The sequence below is a fragment of the Mesorhizobium atlanticum genome (genome assembly GCF_003289965.1).
Lineage (GTDB): Bacteria > Pseudomonadota > Alphaproteobacteria > Rhizobiales > Rhizobiaceae > Mesorhizobium > Mesorhizobium atlanticum.
The window spans coordinates 105,511-125,308 of record NZ_QMBQ01000005.1 but is presented as its reverse complement, the minus strand read 5'-3'; the positions used below and the strand labels follow the sequence as shown (position 1 = coordinate 125,308).

Here is a 19,798-nt window from a genome sequence, read left to right as displayed (position 1 = left end):
CCTGGAATTGCCGGGATTGCTATTTGACGGCCCCGAGCGCAAGGCCCCGGACGAGGTAGCGCTGCAGCCAGATGAAGAGGATCGCCACCGGCAGCGTCGCCAAGAGCGTGGCCGCCATGACATGGTGCCATTCGATCGTATAGCGGCCGGCGACCAGCGAGAAAACCTGGATCGGCAGCGTATAGCTTTCCTGGCTGCGCAGCATGGTGAGCGCGACCACGAACTCGTTCCAGGCGTTGATGAAGGTGAAGATCGCCGTCACAGCGATGGCCGGCAGGCAGAGCGGCAGGAACACTTTGCGCAAGGTCAGCCAGCGGCCGGCGCCTTCCATCCAGGCCGCCTCCTCGAGGTCACGCGGGATGGTGTCGAAATAGCTCTGCAGCATCCACACCGTGAAGGCGACGTTGAAGGCCATGTAGATGAAGCCGAGGGCGGTGGTGCTCTCGACCAGGCCCCAGGCGGCCATCAGCCGGAAGAGGCCGAGCACCAGCACGATCGGCGAGATCATCTGCGAGATCAGCAGGAACTGGCGGAAGGCGCCATAGCCCGCAAAGCGGAAGCGTGACATGGCATAGGCCGCCGGCACTGAGATCAGAATCGCGCCGATGGTCGCCAGCGCCGAGACATAGAGCGAATTGACGAGCGCCTGGCCGAAGCCGGTCGCCACCCACATGTCGGCGAAATTCGACCAGCGGAATTCGCTCGGCCACCAGGTCGGCGTCAGCACTTCGGTGCGTGGCTTGACGGCGGTGAGGAACATGACGGCGAAGGGGAAGATCGTCACCACGATCAAAGGGGCCAGCAGCAGCCAGGCGATGATGGTGCGTTTCAGCTTCGGCGTCATGCGCGCTGCTCCCGCATGGCAAGCCGCACATAGATCATGGTGAAGATGAGCAGGATCGCGAACATCACCAGCGACACGGCGGACGCCTCGCCCAGCTTGCCGATGCGGAAGGCGAGCTTGTAGAGATGCGTGACCAGAATGTCGGTCGAGTTCGCCGGCCCGCCCTGCGTCATCACCCAGATGATCGGGAAGGAGTTGAAGACATAGATGGTGTTGAGCACGATCGCGATGTTGATGAAGGGTTTCAGGAGCGGAAAGGTTATCTCGCGGAATTGCTGGAAATGCGTTGCGCCCTCGAGCGCGGCCGCCTCATAGAGATCGTCGGGGATCGAGGACAGGCCGCCGAGGAAGATCGTGGTGGTGAACGGCACCGTCACCAAAATGCCGATCAGCACCTGCATGGGGAAAGCCGTCTCGGCGCTTGCCAGCCACTGGATGTTCTGGCTGATCAGGCCGAGCTTCATCAGCGCCGAGTTCAGCATGCCGCTCTCGCCGCTGAGCGCCCAGCGCCAGACCACCGCCGTCATGGTCAGCGACACCGCCCAGGGCAGCATGATGATGACGCGCGCCAGGCCGCGGCCGTAGAAATCCATGTTGAGGATCATCGCCACCGGGATCGACAAGAGCAGCGCGCCGCCGACCACCAGCACGGTCCACAGCCCGGTACGCCAAAGCGCTGCGACGAAATCCGGATCGGCGAACAGTTCGGTGAAGTTGGCAAGGCCGCTGAACTCGCGCAACTGACCGAAGCGGTTGACGTCATGCGTCGAGATCTGGATCAAGTCCCAGACCGGCCAGAAGATCACCACCGCCGCGAGCAGCAGGCTGGGGAGCGTCAGCAGGTAAGGCAGGAAACGGTTTTGCATCGGCTGGTTGGGACCATGTTGCGAGGCATCAGCAGCGCTAGTTTGCCAGCTAGGCTAATCTCGATCTGTTCGTTCTGAGTGCTCAGTTCAAATTCTTTCCCGGCGTCTGCGCTGCCCCTCATCTGCCTGCCGGCATCCTCTCCCCGTATAGTGACGGGGAGAGGGACGCTGTCGCCGGCGATTTCGCCAATCACCAACGTGGCAGGAAAAGCGCCAGCGTTGCGGCCAGCCCCTTTCTCCCCGTCACTATACGGGGAGAAATGCCCGGCAGGGCAATGAGGGGCAGCGCAGACTTTGGCGATCTATCCTCTGGTCCGAGGTGAACGCCCTATCGGTTCAGCTATTTCCGCGGCCGTTGCAGCCTTTTCTAAGAGTGTGGCGCGCCCCGCGGGGGTAGGGCGCGCCACGGGCGCAGGGAGATACGCCCCTATTTCTTGAGCACAGCGTTGGCCTTGGCCGCCGCGTCCTTCAAACCAGCCTCGGGGTCGCCGCCGAGATAGATCTTCTGCATGGCGTCCGACGTGATCTGGGCAATCTCTTCCCAGCCCGGAATGACCGGCGCGAAGCGGGCGTCGGGCAACAGCGCGGTAAAGGCGGCGAGGTCGGCATTGTTGACGTAATAGTCCATTTTCGCCTCTTCCTTGTTCACCGGCAGGAAGCCTTCGCCCTGCGTGAACTTGGCGCGCTGCTCCTTGGTGAACAGGAAGTCGAGCAGCTTCCAGGCCTCGTCCTTGTTCTTGGAGTTCTTGAACATGATGATCGAGTCGGTGACGCCATAGGTGCCGCGCGCGCCGGTCGGGCCGGCGGGGATGGCGGCGACGCCGTATTTCAGGTTGGGCGCTTCTTCCTTGATCTGGTTGGACAGGAAGGGCGCGGTAATCATCATGCCGACCTTGCCCTGCTTGAACAGGTTCTGCACGTCCTCGCGGTTGTTGGAGGTGACGCCCGGTTCCGTCAGGCCCTCGTCGATCATCGACTTGTAGAGCTTGGCCGCCTCGAGCGCTCCCGGCGTGCCGAGACCCGATGTGCCGTCCTTGTTGAGGATCTCGGTGCCCTGCGACCACATCGCATAGTAGTAATAGACGTCGGTCTCGATCTCCTTACCCTGCAGGCCGTAGCCGAAGGCGCCGACCGCCTTGATCTTGCGAGCGTCTTCCTGCAGCTCGGTCCAGGTCGCCGGCGGCTTCGCGATGCCGGCCTTCTCGAACAGCTCCTTGTTGTAATACATGGCGCGCGCCGAAGCCGCGATCGGCAGGCCGTAAGTGTGGCCATCCATGATCGACGGCGACAGGAAGGTGTCGATGAAGCGGTCCTTGAATTCCGGCTTGATGTAGCTGTCGAGCGGCTCGGCGACACCCTGCTGCACGAAATCGATCAGCCAGCGCGTGCCGATGATCGAAAGGTCGGCATTGGTGCCGGCGGTGATGTCGGTGGTGAGCTTCTGGAGGAGCACATCCCACGGCACCACTTCATACTTGATGGTGATGCCGGGATTGGCCGCCTCGAATTCTTTCTTCACCGCTTCGAAATAAGGGCCGGTCTTGGCGCTGTATTCGGCGACGGTGACGCGCACCTCGCCCGCATCGGCTGGTGCTGCCAGCGCCAGCATGCTCATTCCGGCCAACAGGCCGACAGTCCATTTCGCAAGGCTCATCTCGATTTCTCCCATTGATGCACGTTCGCGCCTGGCCCTCAGGAGCACAGGATTTATGTTACTTTCCTACATTATCGATGATTTCACGCCGCGCAAGCGGATTATCATGTTGCTTAATTACATTTGGTTGGCTAGCGTGCCGGATTAAAAATGAGGGGCACAGGAGAGGTAGCGTGGGTTCGACAGCCGAATTCGAAGGCAAGACCGTGGTCGTCACCGGCGCCGGCGGCGGCCTCGGGTCGGCGATCGTCGAGCTGATGGCCGGGCGCGGCGCGCGCATCGTCGGCTGCGACCAGTCGGCGGAAGCGCTGGCCAGCCCGCATATCGCCTCGCGCCATGTGTTCAACCTGCTCGACCGGGCGTCGATCGAAGCGGCGATCCCCGCCTTGCTCGACAAGGACGGCGTTCCCGACATCCTGATCAACAATGCCGGCTGGACCCGCGCCGAGACGTTGAAGGCGCTGACGGCTGAGAGGATCGAGCAGGAGCTCGACCTCAACCTGACCGGCGTGATGAATTTCGCGGACCCGCTGATCAAGGCGATGGCGGGGCGCGGTTCGGGGAGCGTGGTCTTCATCTCCTCGGTCAATGCGATTTCGCATTTCGGCAATCCGGCCTATGCGGCGGCCAAGGCCGGTATCAACGCTTATGCCAAATCGGTCGCCGTCGAACTCGGCCGCAGCGGGCTGCGCGCCAATGTCGTGTGCCCCGGTTCTATCCGCACCGCCGCCTGGGACCATCGCCTGGCCAAGGACCCCGAGATCCTCGGTAGGCTCAAGCGGCTCTATCCGCTCGGCCGCATCGTCAATGCTTCGGAGGTGGCGGAAGCGGTGGCTTTCCTTGCCTCCGATCGCGCTTCCGGCATAACTGGCGCCGTGGTGCCGGTGGATGCCGGTCTGACAGCCGGCTACCTGCCTTTCATCGACGACATATTGGGAGCGTGAGCATGACCGACGTCCAGTTCCGCAACCTGTCGAAGTCCTTCGGACAGCACAAAATCCTCGAGGACATCAATCTCGATATCAAAACCGGCGAGTTCGTCGTGCTGGTCGGGCCGTCGGGCTGCGGCAAGTCCACGCTTTTGCGCATGCTGGCGGGACTCGAGACGATCACCTCCGGCGACCTCGTCATCGGCGGAACGCGCGCCAACGACCTGCCGCCGCAGAAGCGCAACATCGCCATGGTGTTCCAGTCCTACGCGCTGTTTCCGCATCTGAAGGCGTCGGAAAATATCGGCTTCGGCCCGAAGATCAGGGGCGAGAATCGCGCCGCGATCGACGACAAGGTGAAGAAGGCGTCCGGCGTGCTCAACCTCTTCTCCTATCTCGACCGCTATCCGCGGCAATTGTCGGGCGGCCAGCGCCAGCGCGTCGCCATGGGCCGCGCCATCGTGCGCGAGCCCTCGGTGTTCCTGTTCGACGAGCCGCTCTCCAATCTCGACGCGCAGCTGCGCGTGCAGATGCGCACCGAGATCAAGGCGCTGCACCAGCGCCTGAAATCGACCATCGTCTATGTGACCCACGACCAGATCGAGGCGATGACCATGGCCGACCGCATCGTGGTGATGGATCGCGGCCGCATCCAGCAGGTTGGCCAGCCGCTGGAGCTCTACGACCGGCCGGCCAACAAATTCGTCGCCGGCTTCATCGGCTCGCCGTCGATGAGCTTTGTCTCGGGCGCGCTGAAGACGGCCGGAGCCCAGTCCTGGTTCGAGACAAAGGGCGGCGGCCGCCTGGTACTCTCGGGCACGGCTTCCGGCGGCGACGCGGTCGAAGCCGGCATCAGGCCCGAGCATTTCGTCGTCGGCGCCGGTGACGAGGCCATCGCCATCAAGGTCGATGTCGTCGAGCCGACCGGTTCGGAAACGCATGTTTACGGTTCGATCGGCGACGACACGGTGCGCGCGGTGTTCCGCGACCGGCTGCAGGTCAAGTCGGGCGACCGGCTGCCGGTGAGCGTCGATCCGCGCAACATCCACCTCTTCGACAAGGCGACGGGCCTGCCGCTGTGAGAAGACGATGAAGAGCCCGGCCGACATCATCACCCGCCTGCAATTGATGTCGCAGGACGGCACCAAATCGGACCGTCGCCTGGCCGGGCTGGTGCTTTCCGATCTCGATTTTGCATCGAAGGCGGCAATCTCGGAGATCGCCGCGCGCGTCGGCGTCAGCGAGCCGACGGTCACCCGCTTCTGCCGCAATCTCGGTTGCGAGGGCTTGCGCGATTTCAAATTCTATCTCGCCCAGGCGATCGCCATCGGCGGCCAGTATCTGTCGCCGGAGCCGCTCAGCCGCGACGCGCGCGAGCAGCGCATCGCCTCGGCCATCACCGAGGCGGCGATCGCCGCCATCCAGCGCGCCAGCGAAAACCTCGACATGACGACGCTGATGGATGTCGCCGCCCGCATCGCAAGCTCCGGCAATGTGCTCTGCATCGGCTCCGGCGGCATCTCCTCGATGATGGCGACGGAGATGCAGAACCGGCTGTTCCGGCTGGGTCTCTCGGCGCTTGCCCAGACCGACGGCCAGTTGCAGCGCATGTATGCCGCTGTCGCGACGCCGCAGACGACGCTGCTTGCCTTCTCCGTCTCCGGCTATGCGCGCTCGGTGATCGAGGCGGTCGAGGTCGCGCAGCAATATGGCGCCGCCACCGTCGCCATCACCGCGCCGGACTCGGCCCTGGCCAAGGCCGCAGACACGGTGATTCTTTTGCAGTCGGTCGAGGACGGCAACATTTACAAGCCGACCTCGTCCCGTTACGCGCTTTTGGCCATTGTCGACATGATCGCCACCACGGTGGCGGAATCGCGCGGGCCGAAAGTGCTGGAGAATCTGCGCCGCATCAAGCAGAGCGTGAACACGCTGAAGGTGGACGATCCAAAGCTGCCGCTGGGGGATTGAGCGGTTTTGAAGACTCACCCTCACCCGGATTGCCTACCGAATTGCGAAGAGCAATTCGGGGCAATCCGACCTCTCCCCAAGGGGAGAGGAGCAGGTCGGCGCCGGCGCCAACCTCTCCCCGTCGGGGAGAAGGCGGCCGCGTAGCGGCCGGATGAGGGGGCGTCGCCAGCGTTTATTTGCTGAGCGTCTGAAGCCGCTCCACCAGTTCAGCCGTATCCCCCACCACCCGCAGCGTCTTCAGCCGCGAGGTGCCGCCGGCGACCACGGAAACTGCCGATACCGGCACACCCAGCGCCTTGGCCATCATCCGTTCCAGCGCTTGATTGGCGGCGCCGTTCTCCGGCACGGCGCGCACGCGGGCTTTGAGGTGACTGCGCCCGTCGGCGGCGGTCTCGACGCCGTCGATCCGGTCGAGCGCCGCCTTTGGCGTCAATCTCACGAAGAGGTCGATACCGTTGTCGCGCGGCCGAAACGGTGTGCTCATCAGCCGCCGGTCACGACCCACGACCAGACCGTGGTGACCAGGAACTGCCGTATGAAGAAAAGGATCAGCAGCAGGATGATCGGCGAAATATCGATGCCGCCGAGATCGGGCATGAAGCGGCGGATCGGGCGCAACGCCGGCTCGGTCAGCCGATAGAGCATGTTACCGACGCTGCCGACGAACTGGTTGCGCGAATTGACGACATTGAAGGCGTAGAGCCAGGAAAAGATCGCCGATGCGATGATGATCCACCAGTAGATATCAAGCGCCATGACGATGGTCTGAATAAGGGCGATCATGCCGGTCTCCAAATTGTCGCCGACATGTAGCCACTGCCAGGCGTGCGGGCAAGGCCCGCCCGGCCACGGCTTGTGTTTGGCCCGGTCTTTCGCCTTGACATCAAACGGCCGCGACCGATACAAGCCGTTCCGCTGGAACGGGGCTGTAGCTCAGCTGGGAGAGCGCATCGTTCGCAATGATGAGGTCAGGGGTTCGATCCCCCTCAGCTCCACCAGCCAGCACAAGCCTGTGCTCTGGTCGCTTCCGCCTTCCTCGCTCGCCATTTCGTGACCGCCGGATTTCGGGCCGCGTGCCTGGAACCAATGGCGGGGCAATTCGGTTCAGCTATACATTTGAAGCCGACGTGCGCGGGCCGATTGGGCAAGCGGCGATCCTTGAGGAGTTCCATCATGCAGATTTCATCCAGGTTCCGTTCCGTCGCGGTCGCGGCAATCGCCGCCGCGGGCGTGAGCATTGCCAGCGCGGCGCATGCCGACAGCGGCACGATCCGCTTTTCCGTCTACAAGGCGGCCTTTTTCATCGGCGGCTCCGGCGGCGAGGGCACGCTGACCTTCCATGGCAAACGCTATCCGATCTCCGTCGGCGGCGTCTCGGGCGGCCTCGCCTTCGGCGCCTCCAAGACCTATTTCCAGGGCACAGTGCGCCACATCCGCCGCGCCAGCGACGTGACCGGAGTCTATGGAGCTGCCGGCGGCGGCGGCGCGGTCGGCAAAGGCGCCCAGGTGATCGTCATGACCAATGACAAGGGCGCCCAGCTCGAGCTCACCGGCAGGCAGGTCGGCCTGCAGGTCAACGCCGATCTCAGCGGCATCAGCATCGCGCTGAAGCGGTAGGAGGCGCAACTCCCCGCTCTTCGTGGATGGCCGGCAAAGGCACTGTCTTTGCGCCGAAGCCGGCCATCGCTGCTAAGGGGCCGCTTGGCACGGTCTTGGCCTTGGGGCGGCCTCAATTGTCCCAGTCGTCCCAATTGTCTTCGTCCTGCTGCGGGTAGTTGGGAACGACCCGGATAATCGGCCGTGGACGCTGATAGCGCCAGTAATACTCGTCCGGCGGCTGCGGCTCATAGGTGCGGTAGGCGGGCCGGTAGTAATGCTGCCGCTTCCAGTATTTGTGCTTCTTGTGCGGCCGCACGCAATAGCCGTCCTCGGTCAAATAAGCACATGTGACATGCGCCTCCTGCACCAGGTTGTTTCGAGCCGGCATGCCAACCATTGGCGCCGCCTCGACCGCCGGCATCACCACCAGCATGGTCCCGGCAAGGGCAAGAACAGATAATTTCATAGGCCTCTCCAACGTCTCCAGAATAAGGCCGGAAGAACGTCCCGATTGGGGGCGATTTGCGGCGGCCGAGATCACTTTGATTTTCGGCCGCACATATGAGCGTTAGATCATGTATTGCGCCGGCACTAGGCTGAGGTCACGACAAGAGCGACCGCTGTCTTTCGCACCCATCCCGCGACCGGAGCTACCCTGCAACGCCAGCGGGACTGCGCAGGGATTGTGACAGGTCGGCCTGTTTGCGTTGGCAGGCGGCATGCGTTGAAGATTGGCCGAAACGCCCATCGCGATCGTCATTCTAGAGTCTGCGCGCGTCGCTTCGCTCCTTCCTCCGCCCTAGAATGACGAGGTTGGGAGGCTTCTGCCAATCGCCGGCGTTTGCGATGATTTCACGGAAATGAACGGAGAGTCCTGCACGAACACAAACCGCAATCTTTCAAAATCCCTGTGTCGGGGAACTAGTTCGCCAGCTGATCGAGAAGCGTGTCTATTTCGCCTTTCTTTTGGGGCTCGGGCGAAGCCGGGGCGGGTTGAGGGTCGGCTTGCGGATCGACGGGGGCGGATTCTGCCGCCGGCGCGGCGGCCTTGGCGTCGGTCTCGCTGGTGTCCGAACTTGTCGGCGGCGGCGCTGCGTTTTCCGTATTGCCGTTGTCAGGCGCCGCGGCTGCTGCCGGAGCGGCAGGCGGCGCTTTGGGCCGGGGCGCGGCGTTGCGCAGAAGATCACCGATCAGATCGGCCGGTTCCTTGCCGGAGCCGTCTGTGTTCGAGCCTGTCTGGCCCGGGATCAGCTTGTCGAGATTGAGTTTTCCGGTTGGCAGACCGAGGCGGCTCAACATATCCAGCGCGCCCTGCGGGTCCTTGGCCAACGCGCTCACATCCGGATAGGCACGGGGCGCGGAGAGCGGGCCCTGCACCACGACCGGCACCCCGATGCCCTTCACGGCAACGTCGCCGCCCTGTCCGGCAAGCGAAGCGACGACGCGGGGGTTGAGACGCATGTCGAGCGTCTGGTCGGCGAGGTCGATCCTGCCCGCGCCGTCCATCCTCACCAGCGGGCCCAGCAGGCTGATGTCCGTCGTCTGCGCGACGCCGTTCTCGATCGCGAATGAGGCGCCGAGCGCGGTGAAATTCGTCTTCTTGGCCTGATCCTGCTTGAAGCCGCCGGCGAGCAGTCCGACCAGGTTGTTGTAGACCTCCGCTATGTCGATGCCGCGGAAGGCGCCGTCGCTGAATTTTGTCGCTGCCTTGCCGCCGAGGGAGCGGGCAAGCGATTTCGTGGTCTTTCCCGAGCCTGAGACCGCGACCGTCGCATCGAGCGTTCCTTCGATGCGGTCAAAATCGGCCGCGTCATGAAGCAAGGGCGTAGCGGCCGCGCCGGCGATCGCGGTGTCGAGGGCCAGGGAAGCGGCGTCGCCGGAACCGTCGGCGGTCATTTCCGCGGCAATCGTGCCGCCGTAGAAGGGGCTTTGCGGCACATTCAGGTGAGCCTTGCCGCCGGTCACCGTCAGGCTGGTCGCCACCGGCCCTGCAAAGACCTTTCCATAGCCGAGCTTGTCGGCCTGGATATCCACCTTGGCATCAAGTCCCTTGAGGAAGGAGAGATCGATCGGCGCGTCGGTTGCCGCGCCCGGTTTCTGTTTGCCGCCGGCCACGGCCCCGCCGCCGCCGGCGAGCGCTGCAAGGTCGAGTTTCGCGAAATTGAGCGACGTCCGGACAGTGAGAGGCTCGCCCAGCTTTACCGAGCCTTGTCCCGACGCCTTGACGCCGTTCAACGTAGCGGCAGCCTTCTGGAAGGAGAATTGCGTCGGCCCGGCATCGACATCGCCTTTGAAGGCAAAGTCCTGCAGGCTGCGGGAAGCGCCTTGTCCCGACCATTGCATCAGCTTGTCGACCGAGGGCGATGTTGCGGAGACCTGGCCCTTGAACGTGCCGCCACCCCCGACGGTACCGCTTATGCTGCCTTCGAGGTATTTGGAGGAGACTGAAAGGCTGATCGGCCCGGACGCATCAGCGACGGAGCCGCCGGCCAGAAAGGATGCGGGCGCGACCTGAGACTTGAACGCAACGGCCTGTCCCCGCCAGGCAAGCTTGCCTGTCACGTCGACCGGCTTGCCGATATCGCGAACCTTCGCGTCAAGATTGAGCTCGGTGATGTCATTGGCCGTGCGGTCCTGGACATCGGCAAGCGCCGCAAGCGCAAGCTTGCCCTCGCGAATCCCGACCGTTCCCTGCAGATTTGCGCTGCCGCGGATGCGTTCCGCGGTGAGCCCGCGAAAAACGAACCCCATATCAGCCGTGAGCTTGCCGGATAGCGGCACGGATTGTCCGGCCAGCTTCGCTATCGAGCCGATGTCCAGCCCTGAACTCGCAACATTGCCCCGTATGGTGGGCGGTGTTTCACCGACGTTCGTCGAGGCATTCGCGGTGAGGCTTCCCGCGTCGAGCCCGAAATGCTCCAGCTTTGCCTCGAGATGCCCGTCGCTCAATGTTGCTGCAAGCTGGACGTCGGAAGCCCGTATCTTGCCGCCGATCAATTCATCGATTGTCACGCTGATGTCGGCGTCGAAAGCGGCCAGCATGGCAAGATCCGGCTCTCCGGAGCCGGCTGGAGGCTTGCCCCCGCTCGAACCGCCTTTTCCTATATCGCTCAAGGCGTCGATATCGACGCGCTTTGCCGCCAGGTCGGCGAAGAAGCGATGCCGCGTCCCAGGCTGAAAGAGCGCGTCCATCTGGAAGCTCTGGTCGCCAATATCGAACTTTCCGCCCTTGATCTGATAACTGCCATTGCCGTTGAGCTGGATCTCGCCGCTGGCATGCAAGGAAGAGAATTTGGCAACGGGCGCCGGGTCGAGCCGCGCCTCGATGGCGATTTGGGCCGGCAGCCGTTTCAGGATGGGCCGCAAGGCGGAAAGGCTCCCGCTCATGTCGATGCGACGGTCGCCGCTGGTGGCGGCCAGTGAAAACGAAACCTCCCGGTCGAGGTCCGGAACCCTCAGATCGGCGTCGATTGCCGTGACCGCGACGGCCTTGCCGGTCGACGCGTTTGAGGTAAGGGTGCCGTTCGTTATGGTCAGCTGGTTGATCGCCAGCCGCTCGAGCGTATCGACAATCGCCGCGAACGGATCGGCCTGAACATCCTTCGAGGCCGGAGCTGGCTCCTCGCTCGCGGAGGCCTTGAGCGCGATTGTCGGGTCCGCCAGCGCGACCGACTGAATCTCAAGCTTTTTCGACCATAGCGACGACAGCGTTATCGACGTCGAGAAGCGCGGAGCGGCTATCGCGATGTCGCCCGTGTCGGTCGAGAGCGAGATATCATCCGCGACCACCGCCAGCCTGGGCAGCAGAGACAGTCTGACAGGCCCGTCGAGCCGGATGGTCATTCCGGTCGCGGACGACAGTTGCCGGCTTAATTCGCCACGAACCCAGTCGGTCGAAACAACAGCGGGCAAAAGCAGGAGCAGCCCGACGACAAGAACCACGGCTACGGTGAGTGCAGCGACGATTTTTCTCACATCGACCCGCCAGCATGATCGGAAGAATCAGTATCGTCGAGCATACATGCTTCCGGCGCCCGACTGAATCCTGCCCAACTATGGGCTTCGTATCGGACGGATTTCGGACTGGTCCAGGCAGATGGTCGGCTCTTTCGCCAAGGCCCACCGCGATCGAAGCGGTTTGCACGCAAGTGTTTCCAGACCAAAGGGTTTGGAAACGATCAGCCGGTTTCCGAGCCATTTGCGTGAAACAGACCAGGGGCACTGTCCGGCGCCCGCCACCGACATATCAGCCATTTCAATGGAGGAAGTGCCAATGTCAGTGCTCGGACCCCTTCTCGATTTCAGCCGCGCCATCATCCACGCGCATAACAATGCCAAGGTCAGAAACCTGATGGACTTGCCTCGGGCCCAGACGGAAGCCAATAAGAAGCGGCCTTCCGCCACGAACGGCGAGGGGCACTTCCCGCCGCGCCGAGATCGGCAGTCGAAGTAACGGCCAGCACTTCACTGCCGGGCAAGGTCCTCGAAGCTCAGATCGAATCGCATCAGATATTTGCGTAGCCGGTCGGCATCGTTGCCGCTGGTCTTTTTCAGGCGCGAGACGGCGAAGAGCTTTCGCCCGGCGGCGCTGAGCGAATTGCTATCGCGGCAGGCCTCGATCACGGTCGCAAGCTGGGCACGGTCGAACGGATCGATCTCGGCAAGGCGATCGGATCCCAGCGCGTGCCGCAGCAACGCGTCCGGATCGTTGCCGTCGCTGCTGCCGTCGCGCCAGAGCTGGCCGAGCCGCGCGATCTCGTCGCGCACGGCTTCCTCGTTGATGCGGCCGAGCGGGGCAAGGGTCGCCATGCGCGTCACGGAAGCGGAGAGGTCGCGAAAATTCGCTCGCCACTGGGCTTCCGGCGCCATGGCGAATTTCAGGTAGAGCTCGCGCGCTTCCTTGTTGAAGGTGACGTTCTGCCCCTCGCGCTCGCCGAAGCGGCGCAGCTCGAATTCGAGGTTGGGCTCGATGTCCTCCTTGCGGTCGCGCAATGCCGGCAGCTGGAACGTCCACAGGTTGAGCCGCGCGAACAGGTCCTCGCGGAACTTTCCCGCCTTCACGTCGATCGAAAGATCGCGATTGGTGCCGGCGAGCAGCTGGAAATCCGAGGTCACATCCTGGTCGGAGCCGACCGGCAGGAAGCGCTTTTCCTCGATCGCCCTCAGGCACATGGCCTGCTCGTCGGGGCCGAGCTCGCCGATTTCGTCCAGGAAGAGCACGCCCTTATTGGCCGACTTCATCAGCCCGGCGCGTTCGTTCTGCGCGCCGGTGAAGGCGCCTTTGACATGGCCGAACAGGGTCGACATCGCCTGGTCTCCGCGCAGCGTCGCGCAATTGACTTCGATGAAGTTGCCCGACACCTGGCGCTGCGCCTTCTTCAGCTCATAGATGCGCCGGGCCAGCTGCGACTTGCCGGCGCCGGTCGGGCCGGTCAGCAGCACCGGCGCGCGCGAACGTATCGCCACCTTCTCGATCTGGTCGATCATGCGGTTGAAGGCCACATTGCGGGTGGCGATGCCGGATTTCAGGAACGAGGTCGCCTCATCGCGCTCGGCAGCGAAGCGGGTTGCGATCGCGTCGTAGCGCGACAGGTCCAGATCGATGATCGAATGGCTGCCAGACACCCCGTCGCGCCCGTCCTTGCGCGGCGACAGCTGCAGCAGCCGCGCCGGGATGAAGCGCGCTTCGGTGAGCAGGAACCAGCAGATCTGCGCCACATGCGTGCCGGTGGTGATGTTGACCAGATAGTCCTCCTTCTCGGGGTCGAAGGCATAGGCGCGGGCGAAGTCGCGCAGACCGGTATAGACCTCGGAAAAGTCCCAAGGGTCCTTCATCGGGATGACATGCCGCCTGACCTCCGTCGCCGGCGAGACTTCCTCGATGTCGGCGATGACCTGCCTGGCCAGCCGCTCCGAATTATCGCCATGGATCAGCTCCAGCCGGTCGATGAACAGGCCGGGCTGCTGGCAGAGCGCGACGGTCGGCCGCCATCTCTTCCAGCGATCCTCGCGCCCGCTTGCGTCGAGCGTGGTGCCCAGTATCCCGATCGCTACGCGTCGTCTCATCTTTATCCCGTCGTATAAAGAGTGATATGCGTGTATCACATATTGGAGTGGTCGGAAACAGGGGTTTGCGCCGGCCTCTCGAATACCCTGAATTTTTTATCTGTTTAAAAACAATGGTTTGATTGAATAGTGCCGACCTTTTAGCGCCATTTCGGCCAAACTGGCACGCGGCTTGTAATGATCCTGGCGTTGACAAAAAGGATCACGACAATGGCAAACAAATCCGTGTTTGCGACGTTTGCAGGAAAGCTGCTCCCGCCGGCTGACGCCAGGAACCATGAGGGCGCCCAGGCCTATCGCCTGTCGCCCGAGCAGGCCCTGGCTCAGCTGGCGGCGACGGGAACGTTCAACGCCACTTTCTACGCCGAGCCACGCGAGCAGCTTGACGAGGTGCTGAAGCTTGTCTGGCAGGTCGAGCCGGCCTTTCTGGCGAAGACCGCCGTCCATGCTTTCGAGCAGGGCTACATGAAGGACATGCCGGCGCTTTTGCTGGCCGCGCTGTCCTTGATGCAGGGCGACGAGTTCAACCGCGCCTTTGTCCGGATCGTGCGCAACGGCAAGATGCTGCGCAACTTCGTGCAGGTGATGCGCTCCGGCGCTACCGGGCGCAAGTCGCTCGGCTCGCGGCCGAAGCGCCTTGTCCAGGCGTGGCTCGAGCATGCGTCGGACTTCGAGATCATGCGCGCGGCGGTCGGCAACGACCCGTCGCTGGCCGATGTCGTGAAGATGGTTCACCCCAAGCCGGCTTCGGCCTCGCGTGAAGCGCTCTACGGTTATCTCATCGGCAAGCCGCATGACGTCGCCGCGCTGCCGGACGTGGTGAAGGCCTTCGAGGCCTTCAAGCGCGATCCGTCGTTGCCGGTGCCGGAAGTGCCCTTCCAGATGCTGACCTCGATGCCGCTGTCGCGCGAGCATTGGGTGCAGATCGCCGAGACGGCCGGCTGGCAGATGCTGCGGCAGAACCTCAACAGCTTCGCGCGCAACGGCGTGTTCGAGGTGGAGGGCTTTGCCGAGAAGCTCGCGGCGCGCCTCAGCGATCCGGAAGAGGTCCGGCGCGCCAGGGTGTTCCCGTACCAGCTGATGGTTGCCTTCACCATGGCCGAGGCAGGAGTGCCCGGCGTGGTCAGGGATGCGTTGCAGGACGCGATGGAAGTCGCGCTCGGCAACGTGCCGCAGGTCGAAGGCAATGTGGTCGTCTGCCCCGACGTTTCGGGCTCGATGGCCTCGCCGGCGACCGGCTATCGCAAGGGCGCGACCTCGGCCGTGCGTTGCATCGACGTGGCTGCCCTGGTGGCGGCCGCGCTGCTGCGCCGCAACCCGACGGCTCGAGTGTTGCCGTTCGAGAACGATGTGGTGGACGTCCACCTCAACGCTCGCGACACGGTGATGACCAACGCGGCGAAGCTCGCGGCCATCGGCGGCGGCGGAACCAACTGCTCGGCGCCGCTGGCGCGGCTGGTGCGTGAGAAGGCGAAGGTCGACCTGGTGGTGTTCGTTTCGGACAACCAGTCCTGGGTGGACGCGACGCAGAACGCGCATCAGGGCACGGCCACGATGCAGGAGTGGCAGAAGCTCAAGGGGTTGAACCCGGGAGCCAAGCTGGTCTGCATCGACATCCAGCCCTACGCGACGACGCAGGCGAAAGGCCGCGCCGACATCCTGAATGTCGGCGGCTTCTCTGACCGCGTCTTCGATGTGGTCGGCACGATGCTCGCCTCCGGCGGCGACCCGGACCATTGGGTGCGCACGATCGAGGCGGTGGAGCTCTGAAGAAGGGTGCCGGCGGCGCGTCCGCCGGCACCGCAAGAACAAGGGCATGACGAATGCCGATGGAACTACAGGCTGTTACCCTCCAGGTCGCGGGTTCGAATCCCGCCGGGTCCGCCCTCCTGCTTCGCTCTTCGAGCTTCGCAGGACAAGTCCAAGCCTTCGTACGAAGCAGGATGCCCTCCGAAGCTTCAGCGAAGGAGGGCAGCCATGGACCCGTAGCTCAGCGGTTAGAGCAGGACCCTGCCGCGAGGCAGGGAGATGTTTCATCACTCTTGTCGTCATGCCCGACGACTTTTGCACGGCTCCTATCGAGCCTTGAGAAGAAAGGAAACTGAACAAAAGGCATGACTGATGCCGGTGGAACTACAGCTTCAGGTGCTCCTCGTGCGGGTTCGATTCCCGCCGCGCTCCGTCGAGCGCGTGGCCGAATGGTTAAGCGGGAAACGTTTCACCAACACCTTGCCGTCATGACCTTTGAACAAAGCCGCGGCGAATGCCGGATGGAACTACAGCTCCATGAACGGGATGCTCCGTGAGGTTCGACTCCTCACCTTGCTGGCGCTCTCTGGCACGAGCGGGACTCCCGGTGTTTCATCATCCCTTGTCGCCGCGGCACAAAAGAAAACGAATGGCGAATGCAGGCAAGACTACAGGTAGCGCGCCCGCCGCAAGGCGGGAGGTCGGGTGTTCAAATCACTCCCTCGCTCCTCGGAGCGGGGTGGCGCAGTCAAGCGTCGTCTTGCCGATTCTTGTCGCCAGCCGATCGGACAGGGCGAATGCCTGCGGGAATACATCTGGTAGCCAGGTGGTTCAAATCCACCCGTCGATCCCCGGATCGATCGGTTTCTCGCATCGACTTGTCGCCCGGCTATGGAATGCAGTTGAGAGTTGAATGACGAATGGCGAATGCAGGCAGGACTACAGGATAGAGCGTCCGCGACGGATGTCGTGGAAGGTCGGGTGTTCAAGCCACCCCTTCCATCCTTCGGGTGGAAAGTAGCTCAGTAAATTGTCTTGCCGCCCCTTGTCGCCAGACCATCGAGGACGAATGCTACGGGACTACAGGTAGACGTAGCCTGCTCAGGAAGTGAACGCCGAGAGCGGGTGCCGAGAGGCGTGAGGGTTCGTGTCCCTCCTTCGCAAGACACTGCGAAGTGGCGGAAAAGCGTCTCGTGACCCTTGCCGTCCTTTGATTGAAATGACGACCGACCGAAAGTGAAGGACATGACCGAGATCGTAAGCGGACAGGATTTGATCGACGCCGGAATGCGGCAGGGCAAGTGGTTTGCCCGGGCGCTCGTGGCGGCCAATGACGTGCTGGAGAAGGGCGGGTCGCATGCGGATGCGATCGAGGCAGCGCGTGCTTTCGCGCCGCCGCCGGCGATGCCGCTGCACGCGAGCGGCGCGCTGTCGCTGCATCTCAACATCCTGGCCGAAAACCAGCATGAGGCCGACAATGTCGAGGCGGTCACGCGCAGCATGACCGAACTGATGCGCACGCCCGTGGTTCGTGCCGGCGCCGTCATGCCGGATGCCTGCCCGGCGGGGTCGCCAGGCACCATCCCGGTCGGCGGCGTTGCCGTGTCCGAAGCCATCCATCCCGGCATGCATTCGGCCGACATCTGCTGCTCGATGGCGATCTCGGTGTTTCCCGGCGTGGCGCCCGCCGCGCTGCTCGACGCCGTGCATGCCGTGACCCATTTCGGGCCAGGCGGGCGCCAGCGCGGCCAGCAGTTCCGGCCGGCGGACGCACTCTTCCAGCGCTTCGAGGCGAATGAGCTGCTGCGCGACCTGAAGAGCGCGGCGATCGAGCATTTCGGCACGCAGGGCGACGGCAACCATTTCGCCTATGTCGGCACGCTGAAGTCGAGCGGCGAGACGGCTCTGGTGACCCATCACGGGTCGCGCGCGCCAGGGGCCAGGCTTTATGCCAAGGGGATGAAGATCGCCGAGGGCGTGCGCCGGACGCTGTCGCCGGAGACCTTGCCGCAGAACGCCTGGATCCCGGCCGACACGCGGGAGGGCGACGCGTATTGGGAGGCTCTGCAGGTGATCCGCGAATGGACCAAGGGCAACCATATGCTCATCCATGATCTCGCGGCCGAAAAGCTGTCGGCGAAGGTCTCGGACCGGTTCTGGAACGAGCACAATTTCGTCTTCCGCCGCTCGGACGGGCTGTTCTACCACGGCAAGGGCGCCACGCCGGCCTTCGACGGCTGGGCCGACGACGCGACCGATCTGACGCTGATCCCGCTCAACATGGCGGAGCCGGTGCTGATCGTACGCGGCAAGAATGCCGAAAACGGGCTCGGCTTCTCGCCGCATGGCGCCGGGCGCAATTTTTCGCGCAGCCAGCACCGGCGCATGCAGGTTGGGCGCAGCGACGCCGAGATCTTCGCCGAAGAGACCAAAGGTATCGACGCCCGGTTCTTCAGCGGGGTGACCGATATTTCGGAGCTGCCCAGCGCCTACAAGAACGCGGCTTCGATGCGGCGCCAGATCGAGCATTTCGGCCTGGCGGACATCGTCGACGAGGTGCTGCCTTACGGCTGCATCATGGCCGGCGACTGGGAAGCCAACGCGCCCTGGCGCAAGAAGAAGGAGCGGCGCGAAGGCGAGGCGCGCCGCCAGTAACCGCGATCATCGAGGATGCGGGCAGGAATGCCCGCATCCGCATCAGTGTTTCTCACGCCACCCGAAGATAGCTCGTCATGCCCGTCTTCTGGTGCTCGATGATGTGGCAATGCAGCAGCCAGTCGCCGGGATTGTCGGCGACGAAGCCGAGCTGCACTTTCTCGTCGGGCTGGATGAGGTAGGTGTCGGAGACGAGCGGCTGCACTGGCCTGGTCGAGGACGACAGAACCTTGAAGCTCATGCCGTGCAAATGGATCGGGTGCGCGTGCGGGGTAAGATTTTCCATGTCGATGATGTAGCTCTGGCCGAGCTTGAGTTCGGCGAGCGGCGCGGTCGGGTCGGGCGTGTCGCCCGGCCACGGCACCTTGTTGATCGCCCAGAAGCTGTAGCCGAGCGAGCCGCAGACGCTGTCGGCCGAAACGTTTTCCGCGGTGGCGCTCAGCGCCAGCGGGATGCGCCTGGCGCTGGAAAGGTCCACCTCCGCCACCGGATTGACTTCCAGCGGGCCGAGATCGCGCAGATCGTGCTTGAGCGACTTGCCGACCGAGCGCAGCGTCGCCACGACCTTCGGCTTGGTGCCCCGGACGTCGCGCAGGCTGACGATCGCGCCTTCCTCGTCAGGCATGCGGATGGCTAGTTCCAGCCGCTGGCCAGGCCCGAGCTGCAAGGCATCCGGCGTAAAGCGTTGCGGCACCGGATTGCCGTCGAGCGCGATCACCGTCGCCTCGGCGCCGTCGACGCGGAAGGCGTAGATGCGGGTGACGTCGGTGATGGCCACCCGAAGCCGCACCAGCCCGCCGGCCGGCGCGTCGAATTGCGGCTGGTCGAGCCAATTGGCGGTGCGCACCGTGCCGAAAGTGCCCGCCTTGGCGGCGTCTCGCGGCCGGAACGGTTCGATGAACTGGCCGTCGTCGCCAAGCCGCCAGTCGCGCAGGTTCACGACCATCTCGACATCGAAGACCGGATCGCCCGGGTTCTCGACCACGATCACGCCGGTCAGCCCGTGGCCCATCTGGACCAGCGTGTTGCAATGCGGATGGTACCAGAAGGTGCCGGCATCGGGCGGGGTGAAGGTGTAGTCGAAATGGTCGCCCTGATAGACATAGGGCTGGATCAGGAACGGCACGCCGTCCATCTTGTTGGGAACCCGGATGCCGTGCCAGTGGATGGTCGTCGGATCGTCGATCCCGTTGACCAAGCGCGCGGCAAACGGCTCGCCTTTCCTCATCCTGACGACCGGCGGCGGGCCTGCCTCGCCATAGGTCAGAACATTCTTCGTCGGCGCCCCGTCCATCAGCCGCGCCTCGGTGCTGGCGGTCTTCAGGACCAGCGGCTCGGGCTTCGCCGCCGCCCAGCCGGCAAACTTGCCGGCGGCCGAGAGGCCGATACCGGCCGCGCCGGCGGCCGCGGCGCCCTGCAGGAGTTTGCGGCGTGTGAGGACCGACATGGGAATCCTGGAATAGAT

General features: G+C 63.8%; 16 protein-coding genes and 1 tRNA gene. 8 read left to right on the top strand and 9 right to left on the bottom strand.

Annotation, left to right across the window (positions count from 1 at the left end):
* Window positions 1-19: 19 nt before the first annotated feature.
* The 3 genes from DPM35_RS17905 to DPM35_RS17890 form a co-directional block, all read right to left on the bottom strand.
* Complete coding sequence (locus tag DPM35_RS17905) at window positions 20-844, bottom strand: carbohydrate ABC transporter permease (RefSeq protein WP_112128622.1); 825 nt, start codon at window positions 842-844, stop codon at window positions 20-22.
* Window positions 841-1,710: a carbohydrate ABC transporter permease gene (locus tag DPM35_RS17900; RefSeq protein WP_112128621.1), complete on the bottom strand. Its 870-nt coding sequence runs from the start codon at window positions 1,708-1,710 to the stop codon at window positions 841-843. The genes DPM35_RS17905 and DPM35_RS17900 overlap by 4 nt, the downstream gene beginning before the upstream one ends.
* A gap of 427 nt (window positions 1,711-2,137) precedes the next feature.
* Window positions 2,138-3,364, bottom strand: coding sequence for an ABC transporter substrate-binding protein (locus DPM35_RS17890; RefSeq protein ID WP_112128620.1), 1,227 nt, complete (start codon window positions 3,362-3,364; stop codon window positions 2,138-2,140).
* A gap of 173 nt (window positions 3,365-3,537) precedes the next feature.
* Here DPM35_RS17890 and DPM35_RS17885 point away from each other — a divergent pair, with 173 nt between their 5' ends.
* Genes DPM35_RS17885 through DPM35_RS17875 form a run of 3 tightly spaced genes read left to right on the top strand, consistent with a single transcriptional unit; the run spans window position 3,538 to window position 6,264 of the window.
* Window positions 3,538-4,308 carry an SDR family NAD(P)-dependent oxidoreductase gene (locus tag DPM35_RS17885; RefSeq protein ID WP_181592060.1) on the top strand — a complete coding sequence of 257 codons (771 nt, stop codon included), beginning with the start codon at window positions 3,538-3,540 and terminating at the stop codon, window positions 4,306-4,308.
* Window positions 4,309-4,310: 2 nt separating this feature from the next.
* On the top strand, window positions 4,311-5,375 hold the full coding sequence (locus tag DPM35_RS17880; protein WP_112128618.1) for an ABC transporter ATP-binding protein: 1,065 nt from the start codon (window positions 4,311-4,313) through the stop codon (window positions 5,373-5,375).
* Between the two features lie 7 nt (window positions 5,376-5,382).
* The gene (locus tag DPM35_RS17875) at window positions 5,383-6,264 is read left to right on the top strand and encodes a MurR/RpiR family transcriptional regulator (protein WP_112128617.1); all 882 of its coding nucleotides are present in this window, start codon (window positions 5,383-5,385) and stop codon (window positions 6,262-6,264) included.
* A gap of 172 nt (window positions 6,265-6,436) precedes the next feature.
* Here DPM35_RS17875 and DPM35_RS17870 read toward each other — a convergent pair whose 3' ends face one another.
* Window positions 6,437-6,748, bottom strand: coding sequence for a DUF167 family protein (locus DPM35_RS17870; RefSeq protein WP_112128616.1), 312 nt, complete (start codon window positions 6,746-6,748; stop codon window positions 6,437-6,439).
* The gene (locus tag DPM35_RS17865) at window positions 6,748-7,047 is read right to left on the bottom strand and encodes a YggT family protein (RefSeq protein WP_112129074.1); all 300 of its coding nucleotides are present in this window, start codon (window positions 7,045-7,047) and stop codon (window positions 6,748-6,750) included. The genes DPM35_RS17870 and DPM35_RS17865 overlap by 1 nt, the downstream gene beginning before the upstream one ends.
* Before the next feature lie 139 nt (window positions 7,048-7,186).
* Between DPM35_RS17865 and DPM35_RS17860 the strand changes: the two genes are divergently transcribed.
* Window positions 7,187-7,262 (top strand) — tRNA-Ala (locus tag DPM35_RS17860).
* Window positions 7,263-7,437: 175 nt separating this feature from the next.
* Window positions 7,438-7,881: a lipid-binding SYLF domain-containing protein gene (locus DPM35_RS17855; protein ID WP_112128615.1), complete on the top strand. Its 444-nt coding sequence runs from the start codon at window positions 7,438-7,440 to the stop codon at window positions 7,879-7,881.
* A 112-nt stretch (window positions 7,882-7,993) separates the two neighbouring features.
* Here the strand turns inward: DPM35_RS17855 and DPM35_RS17850 are convergent, their stop codons facing one another.
* Window positions 7,994-8,329 (bottom strand): hypothetical protein, encoded by a 336-nt coding sequence (locus DPM35_RS17850; protein ID WP_146767962.1) that lies wholly within the window; start codon window positions 8,327-8,329, stop codon window positions 7,994-7,996.
* A gap of 455 nt (window positions 8,330-8,784) precedes the next feature.
* Complete coding sequence (locus tag DPM35_RS17845; protein ID WP_112128613.1) at window positions 8,785-11,838, bottom strand: AsmA family protein; 3,054 nt, start codon at window positions 11,836-11,838, stop codon at window positions 8,785-8,787.
* Between the two features lie 298 nt (window positions 11,839-12,136).
* Here DPM35_RS17845 and DPM35_RS17840 point away from each other — a divergent pair, with 298 nt between their 5' ends.
* Window positions 12,137-12,316, top strand: coding sequence for a hypothetical protein (locus DPM35_RS17840; RefSeq protein WP_146767961.1), 180 nt, complete (start codon window positions 12,137-12,139; stop codon window positions 12,314-12,316).
* Between the two features lie 11 nt (window positions 12,317-12,327).
* Here the strand turns inward: DPM35_RS17840 and rtcR are convergent, their stop codons facing one another.
* Window positions 12,328-13,929 (bottom strand): RNA repair transcriptional activator RtcR, encoded by a 1,602-nt coding sequence (gene rtcR / locus DPM35_RS17835; RefSeq protein ID WP_112128611.1) that lies wholly within the window; start codon window positions 13,927-13,929, stop codon window positions 12,328-12,330.
* 210 nt (window positions 13,930-14,139) lie between these two features.
* Here rtcR and DPM35_RS17830 point away from each other — a divergent pair, with 210 nt between their 5' ends.
* On the top strand, window positions 14,140-15,699 hold the full coding sequence (locus DPM35_RS17830; protein WP_112129073.1) for a vWA domain-containing protein: 1,560 nt from the start codon (window positions 14,140-14,142) through the stop codon (window positions 15,697-15,699).
* A 1,224-nt stretch (window positions 15,700-16,923) separates the two neighbouring features.
* Window positions 16,924-18,333 carry an RtcB family protein gene (locus DPM35_RS17825; RefSeq protein WP_112129072.1) on the top strand — a complete coding sequence of 470 codons (1,410 nt, stop codon included), beginning with the start codon at window positions 16,924-16,926 and terminating at the stop codon, window positions 18,331-18,333.
* A gap of 52 nt (window positions 18,334-18,385) precedes the next feature.
* Here DPM35_RS17825 and DPM35_RS17820 read toward each other — a convergent pair whose 3' ends face one another.
* Window positions 18,386-19,780, bottom strand: a complete 1,395-nt coding sequence (locus tag DPM35_RS17820) for a multicopper oxidase family protein (RefSeq protein WP_112128610.1) — start codon at window positions 19,778-19,780, stop codon at window positions 18,386-18,388.
* Window positions 19,781-19,798: the final 18 nt, after the last annotated feature.